Source organism: Rathayibacter sp. AY1E3, from assembly GCF_002932235.1.
GTDB lineage: Bacteria > Actinomycetota > Actinomycetes > Actinomycetales > Microbacteriaceae > Rathayibacter.
Genome location: NZ_PSVN01000020.1, coordinates 21554 through 34258, shown reverse-complemented (window position 1 = coordinate 34258; position 12705 = coordinate 21554). Strand labels below are relative to the sequence as shown.

Genomic DNA, 12705 nt, shown 5'->3' with positions numbered 1-12705 from the left:
GGGAGGCCCTTTCTGCGAGGATGACGACATGTCCGTGCCAGGGGGAGAGATCGCCGTCGAGAGGCGTTCCCCGCTCGTTCACGCGGCCTTTCCGATAGCACATTCCGCTCGGATACTCGATGCCGTCCTGATGGGCCTCTTGGTCTACCGGCTCCCCACCCCCTTCCTCCCGGGGAGCGTCCCGCTGGCCCAGACGGCGCTGGCCGCCCTGGTCCTCGTCAGCCTCTTCCGGCGGCCCACCCGCCGTCTCGGACGGGCCGCCTGGTACCCGTGGCTGTGCCTCGCCCTGCTCGCCTTCGTCCTCGCCGGCTCGTCCTTCGACGGCCTCGACGCCCTGCGCCGGGCGGCGAACATCGCGCTCGTCATGCTCGCCGCGGGCTTCCTCGCGAGCGGGCGGATCGACGTGGTCTCGGGGCTCAAAGGACTCGCCGCGGCGCTGTCGCTGAACGCCGTGCTGTTCGTCGCGGGACTCGCCCCGGACAGCTACCAGGGCGCCCTGACCGGCTACCTGCAGGACAAGAACGTGGCCGGTCTCGTCTACGGAGCGGCGGCACTGCTGGTCTCGGCGCTCAGCTCGCGGCTGTGGCTGCGGATCGGCGTGCTCGCGCTCGGAGGCGCTGCGGTCGTCGCCACCGACTCCCGCACGTCGATGGCGGCCTACGCCTGCGCGCTCGTGTGGCTCGTCGCGGCGCCGTACCTGCGCCTGCTCTTCCGCGCGCTCCTCGGCGGCGGCCTCGTCCTGCTGTTCCTCTGGGCCGAGCGGAACCTGGCTACGGCGGGCGACTACGGGGTGGAGCGGGCCGGCTCCGACGCCCTGCGCGCCCGCATCCTCGACGCCTCGGTCGACAAGGTGGCGCTCTCGCCGTGGACCGGCTCCGGGCTCGGCGAGGCGACCGCGCGGGTCGACGGGATCGACTGGTTCTTCCACAACTCCTTCCTGGCCCTGATGGCCGAGGGCGGCGTCGTGCTGCTCGTCGGCGTCATCGGCACCGTGCTCGTGGCCGGCTTCGCGACCACGGCCGCCGGGGCCGGGAGCCGCCCGGGGCACGCGGTCGGCGCGGCGAGCATCCTGGTGCTGCTGTGCGCGACGCAGCTGGGCGAGGTGTTCTTCGCCCCGATCTCGTTCGTCGTGATCGGCGCGGGTCTCGCTCTGCTCGCGGAGCGGTCCGCTCGCGCCCGCGCTCTGCCGCCGGAGTAGCGCCTCCCGCGTCCGCCCGATCCGGCGCGGATCCGCGGGTCCGGGGCGCGGAGGTCCCGGTCGGCGGGCCCTTCCCGGTGGGGCGGAGGTCGCCTGGTGTTGCCCCGGCCGACCGCTGCTCAGCCCCGGCCGCGCTCGCGGACCGCGTCGCGGAGGATGGCGCGGACGCCCGCCCACATGTGCCGCGCGTTCAGCTCGGCCAGCACCCGCTCCCGGCCCGCGCGGGCGACCTCGGCCCGCTTCCCGTCGTCGCTCAGCACCGCCTCCAGCACCGCCGCGATCCCCGCCGGATCGTGCAGGGGCAGCGAGAAGGACGTCTCGCCGTCGCGGACGTAGCCGGTCATCGCGGCGCTCGCGGTGACCGCCGTGCAGGTCCCGCAGCCGGAGGCCTCCAGGAGGACGCTCTGGCCCGTCGGGTAGGCGAGGTCGTGGCTGGTGACGACGACGAGCTCGGCGTCGCGCAGGTTGTCGCGGTGCCCGCCGACCGGGACGGGGTCGTGCAGGACGACGTTGGCCGGCAGCGCCCGGGACGGCCGCCGTGCAGGAGTGGTCACGATGTCGAACCGCCGGTGCGGCAGGCGCTCGGCGGCGGCGACCAGCGAGTCGAAGTCGCGCCCGCGGTCGACCCCGACGGCGAGCACCTCGAACCGCTTCGGACGCGGCGGAACGGGCCGGTAGTAGTCGGAGTCGACCCCGAAGAGCACCGGTGCGATCCGCCGCTCGTCGACGCCGTGGCGGGCGAAGACCTCGCGCTGGTTCTCGCTGAGCACGACGAGCCGGTCGACCCCCTGAAGTAGCCGGACCACCTGTCGGCGCCGCTGCGGCGAGCCGGTGAGCAGCTCCTCCGCCCACCAGCAGGAGAGGACCACGAGCGGCGTGCGGCCGTACGGCCCGAGCCGCGCGCTGCGGAGCAGCGCCGGGAGGCCCGCCTCCGGCTCGAGCACGCAGAGCACCGCGTCGGCCGAGCGGACCGCCCGGAGTGCGCGCAGCTGCGTGTCCACGTTCAGCCCCGTGCGGTGCTCCACGACGTCGCGCAGCTTCACGTGCGCGGGCCGAGACGCGTGACCGGGGACGAGGAGCCGCGTCGAGTCGTCCCGGAGGAGGTCAGCCCGGTACGGCAGCCTCCCGCGGGCGAAGGGCTCGCCCGGAGCCAGGCGCAGTGTCGGGTGCTTGAGGAACAGTCCGAGCACTCTGAGGACTTCCGGTTCGCGGGTCATCGTCGTCCTTTCCCGAGGGAGGAGGAGAGGCTCCCCGCGGCATTCCCCGGAAAGCGGATCGGTCTCCTGGCGGGAGGATCAGGAATCATCGGAGAGGGCCATCCGCGCCAGAAGTCCGTCGATAGCCGACTTCCCGGAGGACGGGGAGTAGGAATCGTTCCAGCGGGCACGATCCCTCTCCCGCGACTCCGATAGTCCTCTCTTCTTCCGGGCTCTGATCAGCTCGGCCAGAGCCCGCGGATCCCCGGCTCTGAACGTGGCGTCGATCGACGGGCCGACGACCTCGGGGAGCGCACCGGTATCGCTCACCACCACGGGGACGCCGGCCGACATCGCCTCCGTCACGACCAGGCCGAACGACTCCGGCTGCACCGACGGCACCACCAGGAGGTCGATCCGCGAGAAGAGGTCGCCGGGCTCGATCCACCCCGGCCGGTCCACCAGAGCGGCGACCGGAGCGAGGGCCGCCTCCACCTCGCGACGCTCCCGCTCCGCCACGAACCGGGGCTCGCCCGCCAGCACCAGGCGATACGCGCCCGGTTCCCCGGCCTCCAGCAGCGCCAGCGCCTCGGTGAGGACCCGCACCCCCTTCGCGAGCGAAGGACGCCCGAGGAAGCCGAGGACGGTCGTCCCGTCCTCCCGCGGCCGCGCCTCCGGCAGGTCGACGCGGCGGCTCCAGTTCGGCAGCACGGTCGACCCGGGGACGACCCCCGCCAGGTAGCGGGAGGGGACGAGGGTCGCCAGCGCGCCGCGGCGGGCCACGGGCGCGAGCAGCCGCTGCAGGCCGGACGGGCGCTGGTGCAGATGCACGATCCGCCGCGGACGCCCTGCGGTCGCGACGGCCGGCACCAGCCCGTTGCACCACAGCACGCCCTCGCGGGAGGAGGCGTCCCAGCGCCGCAGCGCGCGCATCCAGGCGGGTCTGCCCGTGGCCTCGAGCTCGACGACCCGGTGGCCGGCGGCGAGGGCGGCGACGACGAGCGCACGCGGCTCCGAGGGGCCGACGACCACGACCGGGACCTCGAGCGCCTCGAGCGCCTCCGCGATGCTCAGCAGCATCACCTCGCCGCCGCCGATGTCGCCGTTGTTGGTCGCGAGCGCCACCGGAGGCCGCCCGGCGCCGCCCGCTCCCCCGTGGATCATCCGCCGCCCCGCCCGCCTCCGTGCGGCGCCCCCGCGGCCCGCGGGCCCATCCTCACCGAGACGAGCGCTCCGCTCCACCGCCCCCGGCCGGGCTCCGCGGGCCGCAGGAGCGCTGGAATACTGACCGGATGGAGCTCGTGGGCGTTCTCTGGGCCGACGAGGCCGTGCCGCTGGTGTCGGCGTTCGTCCACCGGCGGGCCGACGCGGCGGGCCTGCGCGCACTCGTGCTCAAGGGACCGACCGCCGCCGCCGACCGGCTCCGGCCGCCCCGCGCCTCCGGCGACGTCGACCTGCTGGTCGCCCCCGACGACCTGCCCCGGATCCTGGCCCTCCTGGCCGCCGACGGCTGGACCGAGCGGCCCTGGCCGGACGGACCGACGCTCGCGGCCAAGCACTCGCGCTCCTACCGGCACGCCGCGTGGCCGGTCGACATCGACGTGCACTGGCGGTGGCCGGGATTCCTCGTGCCGCCGCGCGACGCCTTCGAGGCGCTGTGGAGCCGGCACCGGATCGTGGAGCTGGCCGGCCGTCCGGTCGCGACCGCGAGCGTCGCCGACTCGGCGCTCGTGCTGGCGCTGCACGCGCTCCGCGACGCCTGGCAGATCACCGACCCGCGCCTCACGCGGCCCTCCGACTACGACCTGCTCGTCGAGGCGGTGGCCGCCCGCGCGGAGCTGCACGCTCCGCTCCGGGCGGCGGCGGAGGAGCTCGGCGCCGTCCAGACCGCGCAGCCCTTCCTCGACGCGCTCGGCATCCGCGCGCGCGCCGGGGAGGTGCCCGCGGCCGAGCTGCGGGCGTGGCGGATCAACGCGAGCTCGCCCCACGCCTCCGCGGGGTGGGTGCAGGCCGTGCGCGCGGCCGGCTGGCGGCAGCGGCCGCTGCTCCTCGCCCGCGCCGTCTTCCCCGCCCCCCACGCCCTGCGTGCCGCCGACCCCGCCATCGGCCCGCGCCGGATCGACGTGGCGGCCGGCTGGTGGCGGCGGCTGCGCCGCGGTGCCCGCACGGCTCCGCTCGCGTGGGACCACCTCCGACGGACGGACAGGACCTGACATGACCCGCCGGCTGATCCGCGCCCCCTTCGGGCTCGGCGTGCGCTTCACCTTCGACGACACCGTCCCCGACCGCTTCGTGACGGAGGTGGAGGAGTCGTGGAACGACGTGGACGACGACGCCGATCGCCCGGGCTCCGAGTACCGGGTGTCGCTGACCGAGCCGGTCGGGGAGCCGGGAGTGATCGCGCAGCCGACCGAGGACGCCCTCGCCGAGCACATCGGCGCCGCGCTCACCCTCGCGGCGGCCGACGCCTGCGAGGGCCGGCTGCTCAGCGTGCACGCCTCCGCGGTCGCCCTGACCGACGGCCGCGTCGTCGCGTTCGTCGGCCGGCCCGGTGCCGGGAAGTCGACCCTCGTGAGCCTCGCCGCTCGGCGGTACGGGTACGTGACCGACGAGACGCTCGCCGTCCGCCGCGACGGGCGGGTGCTGCCGTTCCGGAAGCCCGTCGCCCTCCTCGACGGCGGCGACTGGAAGCGGCACCGCTCCCCCGCCGCGATGGGCCTGCAGCCGCTGCCGGACGCTCCGCTGCGCCTGGCCGCCCTGCTCCTGATCGCCCGCGACCCGTCCGGCCCGGCAGAGCCCCGGCTCGAGCCGATCGCCTTCGACGAGGCGCTCTCGGTGCTGCTGCCCGAGCTGAGCCACTTCGCACGGCTGCCCGCGGCGCTGCACCACCTCGCGGGGCTGCTCGACTCCGTCGGCGGGGCCCGGGTGCTCCACTACCGCGAGGCGGAGACGGTGCTGCCGCTCCTGGAGCGCCTCGGGGAGGCGTCGCCGGTCGTCGCCGACGCGCCCGAGGCCGATGCGGCGGCGCCCGGCCCGGGTCTGCTCGCGCGCGCCGCCGGCGTCGAGTGGGTCGAGCGCGACGGAGTGGTCAGCTGCCTCCTCGACGAGCGGGTCGAGACGCTCACCGGGATCGGCCCGGTGCTGTGGCGTGCTCTCGGGACGCCCGCGACGGTCGACGCGCTGACCGGGGCCGTCGTCGCCGAGCACGGCGCCCCGCCCGCGGGCGACCCCCGGGCGCACGTCGAGGCCGTGCTCGACGCGATGGTCGAGCACGGCCTCGTGGTCCGCGGCGCCTGACGGCGCCGAGCGCGGCTAGCCCGTGCGGACGTTCGGCCCGACGGAGCCGCGGGCGATGAACAGGTCGAGCAGGTTCACGAGCCCCACCGCGCGGATGTAGAGCGCCGCGACGTCGTAGCGGCCGACGGGGAGCGCCTCGAGGGCGGCGGGCCCGGTCGGGTTGGTCGAGCGGTTCTGCGCGTTGACGTCGATCTGGATGACGTCCCGCAGGGCGGCGAAGACCGGGGTGATCGCGGTGGTGACAACGGCTCCGACAAGAGCAGGCAGGGCCGCGAGCAGCGGGTTCAGCACGTTCAGGACCAGGGTCAAGACGCTGGCGAGCACGCCAGCGCCGTTCAGCGGGATCCCGAGGATCCTGATGTTCTCGCGCAGCCGCTGTGTGAGCACGGTGACCAGCGACGTCGTGAAGGCGGTCAGGGCCGCCGCCGGAACGCCGAGTCCGCTGTCCACGAGGAGCGTCGAGTTCGGCGGGAGGTTGTTGAGGAAGGCGGAGTAGGAGCCGAACTGCGTGTTCCCGGGCTGCCCGGGAGCCGGCCCGAGGAGGGAGGCGAGATCGATGGTCAGTGTCGCCGGAGTCGTCCCGAGGCTCGCCTGGATCGGCTGACCTCCACCCGGCAGGTTCCCCGCGAGGATGGCGGCGGTGTCGACGGTGACAAGACCGATATTGCCGATCGTCGTCAGGGCGGTCGTCACTTGAGTGACGAGAGCTGTCAGCGCCGTCGACGTGAGCACCAGGTTCAGCCTGGTGATCTGGTAGTCGCGCTGCAGGTTGTCCGACCCGGGCACGCAGGCCGACTGAAGAGCTGCGCGTCCGGTGACGGCGCCGATCTGCAGAGTGAGCCCGGCAACGTTGGTCAGGAGGTCAGACAGATCCGGCCTGCCGACGGCGGCGAGGATCGCCTGCAGGTTGACGGTGCCGAAGTCGGGGTAGCTCCCCGAGGTCGGGGTCAGCGCCAGCTGGCCGGCATTGGTGATCGCACCGGAGGCTCCGCGGACGGTGCCGGTGGTGCTCGCCTCCGCGTACTGGTTGAGGGTGCCGACGCCGGCGGGAGCCGCCAGCGTGAGGAGGGAGGAGAGCGTGCCGGTCAGCCCGGTCGCGTTCACGGCGATGCCGTTCAGTACCGTGGCGTTGACGCCGCCCGTCACGACGACCGGGTCGGGCGGATTCGGTCCCGACGCCGGCGCAGTCGCCGTCACGCCCGAGACACCGGCGACATTGTCGAGGTTCACGCCGCCGAGGAAGCCGCTGAGGAGGCGTCCGCGGGCGACCGCCTGGAAGACCGTCCCCACCGGGAAGCAGCTGATCGAGACAGCGGAGGCGGACTGCGCCAGCATCACCGCGGGCACCGACCAGACCGCTCCGGCCACGACCGTCCGCCGTGCGAAGACGCCCGCGGAATTCGCGCTCTTCTTCTCGCTCTTATCGCTGATATCGCTGGATGCGAGCGGATTAGACTCCGACATTGGCGGCCCTCCGGTGCTGTCGCTCGACGTACACCCCTTGGCGCGTCGGCGGCAAACATAGCGAGAGAGGCGTCGCGATAAGAGGCGCTGGCGGATTTCTACTCGCACTGGCGGTGATCAGCGGAGAGGACGCGGAGAAGATGGCAGAGGACCCCCGGCTCCTTCTCTGGCGGCGCCGCCCGGACACGGCCTCCGTCGATCTGAACGGGCGCGTCCTGGTGCTCCCGCTGGACGTCTCCCCGATGGGCAGCCCCTACGCGCTGCGCGAGAGCGTGGCCGCGACCTGGCGGGCGCTCGACGACGAGCCGCAGGACTTCTCCGGCCTGGCCGACCGGCTCGCCCGCCTCCACTCCACCGATCCCGGCGCCATCGCCGACGACCTGGCGCGCGTGCTGAGCGGGCTGGAGGAGCTGCTCCTGGTCGAGAGCAGCCCGCGCGGCGAGGAGTCCCGATGAGCGTCGCGAGCGTCGTCGTCCCCAGCTACGCGGGGGCGGCCCGCCTGCCCCGCCTCCTCGCCGCCCTCGCGGCTCAGACCCACCGCGATCTCGACGTGGTCGTGGTCCTCGACGGCGTCGTCGACGCCAGCGAGCGCGCCCTCGACGCCTCCCCCGTGCCCGTGCGCCGCGTCGTGCTCCCCGAGAACCGGGGGCGCTCCGCCGCGCTCACCGCCGGCTTCGACGCCGCGCGGGGCGACGTGCTGATCCGCTGCGACGACGACCTCGAGCCCGGCCCGGGCTGGGCCGCCGCGCACGTCGGGGCCCATCGGGACGCGGTCGTCGGCGTCGTCGGCCTCTGCCCCGACGTCGACCCGGGCACCGCCTACTCCCGCGCCTACGGCCGGCCCGCCGGCGAGCGCTTCCGCCGCGGCGCCTACGCGGCGGGTTCCGACGCAGCCTGGCGCTACTGGGGCGGCAACGTCTCGGTGACGCGGACGACCTACGACCGGGTCGGCGGCTACAGCACCGACTACCGCGAGTACGGCTGGGAGGACGTCGACTGGGGCTACCGGCTGCACCGCCTGGGAGTGCCGGTGCGGATCGAGCCCGGCGCCGAGGCCCTGCACCACGGCGCCTCCGTCTCGGCGGCGGTCCGCAGCCGCCGCGCGTTCCTCTCGGGGGCGGCCCGCCGCACCTTCGAGCGGCTGCACCCCGAGCAGGTGCGGGAGGCGGTGCCCGCAGCCGGCGCGTGGGACGCGGTAGTGCGCCTCCTGGCCCGCGGCGGGAGCGAGCGGCGGACGGCACTGGTCGCGGGATTCGCGGACGCCGCGCTCGGAGTGGTGCCCCGCCCGGTCGGCGAGAAGCTGGTCGCGCTCGCCGTCGAGTCCGCTGCGATCGCGGGCTCCGACCGCGGCAGAGGGCGTCCCGCGCACGGGTGACGGCGGCGCGGATCGACGGATCCGCGGGCCCGGCAGCGGCGCCGACGCCGTGCGGGAGCCGATCTAGGCTTCCCCGCATGCGAGTCCTTCTGGTGGGCGGAGCGGGCTACATCGGGAGCCACACCGCCGTCGCGCTCCTCGAGAGCGGCCACGAGGTGCTGGTCGTGGACGACCTCTCGCACGCGAGCGAGCGGACCCTCGACGCGGTGGAGGAGCTGACCGGCTCGGTGGTCCCCCGCCTGATCGCCGACGCGCGCGACACGGCCGCGCTGACCCGCTTCCTCGCCGCCCACGGACCGGTCGACGCCCTGGTCCTGCTCGCCGGGCTCAAGTCGGTCGGCGACTCGGTGCGGCGGCCCCTCGAGTACTGGACGGTCAACGTCGGGCTCGCCACCGCGGCGTTCTCGGTCGCAGCGGAGGCGGGGATCCGCACCGTCGTGTTCTCGAGCTCGGCGGCCGTCTACAGCCCGGGCGGCGCGATGCCGGTCGGGGAGGACTCCCCCGCCGGGCTCAGCGCGGCGAGCCCCTACGGCGCGACCAAGCGCGTCATCGAGGAGATCCTCGGCGACGCCGCGCGCGCCGATCCCCTCCTGCGCGCGGTCAGCCTCCGCTACTTCAACCCCATCGGCGCGCACCCGTCGGGGCGGATCGGCGAGGATCCGGCCACGGCGCCGGGGAGCCTCCTGCCCGTGCTGACACGGGCCGCAGGCGACCCCTCCCGGTGCGTCGACGTCCTCGGCGACGACTACCCGACCCCCGACGGCACGGGGCTGCGCGACTACATCCACGTCTGCGACCTCGCGGCCGGGCACGTCGCGGCGCTCGAGCGCGCGCGGCCCGGGCACCGCGTCTACAACCTCGGCACGGGCTCACCGACGAGCGTCCTCGAGCTGATCGACGAGGTCGAGCGGGCGAGCGGGGAGACGGTCCGGTGGCGGGCCGTGGGGCGCCGGCCGGGCGACCTCGCCGCGAGCTGGGCCGACCCGGCGCGCGCCGACCGGGAGCTGGGCTGGCGGGCGGTGCGCACCGTGCGCGAGGGCGTCCGCGACCAGTGGCGGTGGCAGACCCTGCAGCGCATCGGCGTCTCCTGATCCTTCCGGCACGGCGTCACTGAAAGAGTGACTTCTTCCTCTCCGCGACTCTCCTCCATCGTTGTGATCTCCGAGGGAATAGCGCCTCCGCGACGCACTCCAGACGATCCTCGCCATTCCGCTCGCGGCTTATCCGGATTATCGGACTCTCCTTTCCCCGTCGTTCTGCGACGACTCGTACTCGCCTTTCGATTCCTTCTCCACGAGCCGGTTAGCTTCTACTGCACTGCTGATCGGTCACCGACGACGGATAAGCATTCGGAGCCGCTCCCGTCTCCGGATGGCCGCCCGATCCTCACCGCACGCCCGGGGGAAGGGGCCCATCATCACTGCCGTCATCGACGCGACCACCCGTTCCCGATCCGTCCCCCCGGTCGGTCCCGGCCTGATCGTGCACGAGTGGGTCGAGCGCCGCGGAGGCGCCGAGCGCGTGCTCGAGGCGATGACCGAGGCCTTCGCCGACGCCGACGTCCGCGTCCTCTGGAGCGACTGCGCCGAGGTCGTCGGCAGGCCCGTCTCGGAGTCCTGGCTGGCGCGCACGCCGCTGCGCCGCCACAAGGTCCTCGCCCTGCCGGCGATGCTGCCCACGTGGCGGCTCCCGGTCGGCGCCTCCCGCGAGTGGGTGCTGGTCAGCTCGCACCTCTTCGCCCACCACGTCCGCACCAGCGGACCGACCCGCAAGCTCGTCTACGCGCACACCCCGGCCCGCTACATCTGGGAGCCCGACCGCGACGGCCGCGGCAGCAGCCTCGCCGCCCGCACCGCGAGCCTGCTCCTCAAGCCGATCGACCGCCTCCGCGCCGCCGAGGCCTCCTCCATCGCGGTGAACAGCCTCTTCACCGGGCAGCGGGTGCGCGACGCGTGGCACCAGCCGTCGAGGGTCATCTACCCGCCGGTGAACACCGAGCTGCTCTCGACGATCACCGACTGGCGCTCCCCGCTCGACGACGACGAGCTGCGCCTCCTCGACTCGCTCGCGCGGCCGTTCATCCTGGGCGCCTCGCGGTTCGTCCCCTACAAGCGCCTCGAGAAGGTCATGGACGCCGGAGCCCGCACCGGGCTGCCGGTCGTCATCGCCGGGCACGGCCCCTGGGAGGCGCGGCTCCGCGCCTACGCCGAGGAGATCCGGGCCGACGTGACCTTCGTCATCTCGCCCTCCGACCAGCTGATCCGCGCGCTCTACGCGCAGGCGCTCGTGTACGTCTTCCCCGCCGTCGAGGACTTCGGGATCATGCCCGTCGAGGCGATGGCCTGCGGGACGCCGGTCATCGGGACCGACATCGGCGGAGTGCGCGAGAGCGTGTCCCTCGCCGGCGGGGGCGTCATCGCCGACCTCGAGGGCGATCCGGACTGGAGCGACCTGCTGCGCCGTGCGCTCGCGCTCGACGTCGACGCCTTCCGGGCCCGGAGCCGGGTCTTCTCGCGCCGGCGCTTCATCGCCGAGATCCAGGACTGGGTCGCCGAGCAGACCGCCTGACGACGGCGCTCCCCGCCGCGGGAGGCCGTCCGTGCGCGCGTCACCGTGCGTGCGGACGACCCTCCCGCGGCGGGATCAGAACAGGCCGCGCGGGGGCTCGATCGAGGCGAGGACGCCGGGGGCGGCGATCACGCTGAGGCGGCCGACCTCCTCCGGGGTCAGCTCGGGCAGGCGCTGCGCGAGGTCGAGGAAGCGCTCGATCTCGGACTCCTCGAGCACGTCGGCGGCGAGCGTGCGGAACTTCGACACGTACTGCTCTCGGCTGAACGGGTGCGCGCCCAGCGGGTGCGCGTCCGCCACCGCGATCTCGTCGACGATCGTCGTGCCGTCCGTCATCAGGATCTCGACGCGGGCGCCGAACGCCTTCTCGCCCGGATCGGTGGAGTGGTAGCGGCGCGTCCACTCCGCGTCCTCCTGCGTGGTGACCCGGTGCCAGAGCGCGATCGTGCCGGCGCGGGCGGCCCGCTCGGGGGCGTAGCTGTGCACGTGGTGCCAGGCGCCGTCCTGCAGCGCCACCGTGAAGATGTACGGCACGGAATGGTCCAGCGTCTCGCGGGACGCGGCCGGGTCGTACTTCTGCGGGTCGTTCGCGCCCGAGCCGATCACGAAGTGCGTGTGGTGCGAGGTGTGCAGGACGATCCGCTCGACGCGCTCGGGATCGGCGGCCTCGGGGTGCGTGCGGTGCAGGCGGCGGGCGAGGTCGATCAGCGCCTGCGCCTGGTACTCGGCCGAGTGCTCCTTCGTGTACGTGTCGAGGATCGCGCGCTTGGCCTCGCCGCGGTCGGGCAGCGGGACGTCGTAGCTCGCGTCGGCGCCGTCGAGCATCCAGGCGATGACGCCGTCCTCGCCCTCGTAGATCGGCGACGGGCTGGTCTCGCCGCGCATCGCCCGGTCGACCGCCTCGATCGCCATCTTCCCCGCGAAGGCCGGCGCGTACGCCTTCCAGCTCGAGATCTCGCCCTTGCGCGACTGCCGCGTGGCGGTCGTCGTGTGCAGGGCCTGCGCGACGGCCTGCTCGATCGTCGCGACGTCGAGGCCGAGCAGCGTGCCGATCCCGGCCGCGGCCGAGGGGCCGAGATGCGCGACGTGGTCGATCTTGTGCCGGTGCAGGCTGATCGCGCGCACCAGGTCGACCTGGACCTCGTAGCCGGTGACGATGCCGCGGACGAGCTGCGCCCCGCCGATGCCCGCGTGCTGGGCGACGGCGATCAGCGGAGGGATGTTGTCGCCCGGGTGCGAGTACTCGGCCGCCAGGAACGTGTCGTGGTAGTCGAGCTCGCGCACGGCGACTCCGTTGGCCCAGGCCGCCCACTCGGGCGAGACCCGGCGGGCCGGGTCGACGCCGAGGACGACCGAGCCCTGGCCGCCGATGGAGGCGGGGTGCGCGAGAGCCTGCGCGCGGGCGGCGACGACCGGGCGGCGCAGGAGCGACGCGGTGGCGACGGCGGCGTTGTCGATGACCCGGTTGACCACCATCTCGGCGACCTCGTCGTCGATCTCGACCGGATCGGCGGCGACCTCGGCGAGCGCGTGGGCGAGCTGCCCGTGTCGCGGGAGCTCCTCGTCGCTGCGGTGGACGCGGACGTGGTGTTCGTGCACGGGCGGCT

The 12705-nt window shown here is 74.3% G+C and carries 11 protein-coding genes; 7 read left to right on the top strand and 4 right to left on the bottom strand.

Going from position 1 to position 12705, the window contains the following annotated elements:
- Nucleotides 1-130: 130 nt before the first annotated feature.
- A complete protein-coding gene (locus tag C5C53_RS14370) occupies nucleotides 131-1198 on the top strand; it encodes an O-antigen ligase family protein (protein WP_104267843.1) in 1068 nt (355 codons plus the stop codon).
- Nucleotides 1199-1317: 119 nt separating this feature from the next.
- On the opposite strand, the gene C5C53_RS14365 is transcribed toward C5C53_RS14370, so the two are convergent.
- Nucleotides 1318-2415 carry a glycosyltransferase family 4 protein gene (locus tag C5C53_RS14365; protein ID WP_104267842.1) on the bottom strand — a complete coding sequence of 366 codons (1098 nt, stop codon included), beginning with the start codon at nucleotides 2413-2415 and terminating at the stop codon, nucleotides 1318-1320.
- Nucleotides 2416-2493: 78 nt separating this feature from the next.
- Complete coding sequence (locus C5C53_RS14360) at nucleotides 2494-3558, bottom strand: glycosyltransferase family 4 protein (protein WP_104267841.1); 1065 nt, start codon at nucleotides 3556-3558, stop codon at nucleotides 2494-2496.
- Nucleotides 3559-3686: 128 nt separating this feature from the next.
- On the opposite strand from C5C53_RS14360, the gene C5C53_RS14355 reads away from it, so the two are divergent.
- Both C5C53_RS14355 and C5C53_RS14350 read left to right on the top strand, forming a co-directional pair.
- Nucleotides 3687-4607 carry a nucleotidyltransferase family protein gene (locus C5C53_RS14355; protein ID WP_104248013.1) on the top strand — a complete coding sequence of 307 codons (921 nt, stop codon included), beginning with the start codon at nucleotides 3687-3689 and terminating at the stop codon, nucleotides 4605-4607.
- A gap of 1 nt (nucleotide 4608) precedes the next feature.
- The gene (locus C5C53_RS14350) at nucleotides 4609-5691 is read left to right on the top strand and encodes a PqqD family protein (RefSeq protein WP_104248012.1); all 1083 of its coding nucleotides are present in this window, start codon (nucleotides 4609-4611) and stop codon (nucleotides 5689-5691) included.
- 15 nt (nucleotides 5692-5706) lie between these two features.
- Here the strand turns inward: C5C53_RS14350 and C5C53_RS14345 are convergent, their stop codons facing one another.
- Nucleotides 5707-7155 (bottom strand): choice-of-anchor G family protein, encoded by a 1449-nt coding sequence (locus C5C53_RS14345; RefSeq protein WP_146084679.1) that lies wholly within the window; start codon nucleotides 7153-7155, stop codon nucleotides 5707-5709.
- 140 nt (nucleotides 7156-7295) lie between these two features.
- On the opposite strand from C5C53_RS14345, the gene C5C53_RS14340 reads away from it, so the two are divergent.
- The 4 genes from C5C53_RS14340 (at nucleotide 7296) to C5C53_RS14325 (ending at nucleotide 11098) form a co-directional block, all read left to right on the top strand.
- Nucleotides 7296-7610, top strand: coding sequence for a hypothetical protein (locus C5C53_RS14340; RefSeq protein ID WP_146079006.1), 315 nt, complete (start codon nucleotides 7296-7298; stop codon nucleotides 7608-7610).
- Nucleotides 7607-8530, top strand: a complete 924-nt coding sequence (locus C5C53_RS14335; protein ID WP_104267839.1) for a glycosyltransferase family 2 protein — start codon at nucleotides 7607-7609, stop codon at nucleotides 8528-8530. Before C5C53_RS14340 ends, C5C53_RS14335 begins: the two co-directional genes overlap by 4 nt.
- Nucleotides 8531-8607: 77 nt before the next feature.
- Entirely contained in the window at nucleotides 8608-9621 is a 1014-nt protein-coding gene (gene galE / locus C5C53_RS14330) for a UDP-glucose 4-epimerase GalE (RefSeq protein WP_104233571.1), read from the top strand.
- Between the two features lie 280 nt (nucleotides 9622-9901).
- Nucleotides 9902-11098 (top strand): glycosyltransferase, encoded by a 1197-nt coding sequence (locus C5C53_RS14325; RefSeq protein WP_104227213.1) that lies wholly within the window; start codon nucleotides 9902-9904, stop codon nucleotides 11096-11098.
- Between the two features lie 75 nt (nucleotides 11099-11173).
- Here the strand turns inward: C5C53_RS14325 and C5C53_RS14320 are convergent, their stop codons facing one another.
- Nucleotides 11174-12697, bottom strand: a complete 1524-nt coding sequence (locus C5C53_RS14320; protein WP_104233570.1) for an MmgE/PrpD family protein — start codon at nucleotides 12695-12697, stop codon at nucleotides 11174-11176.
- Nucleotides 12698-12705: the final 8 nt, after the last annotated feature.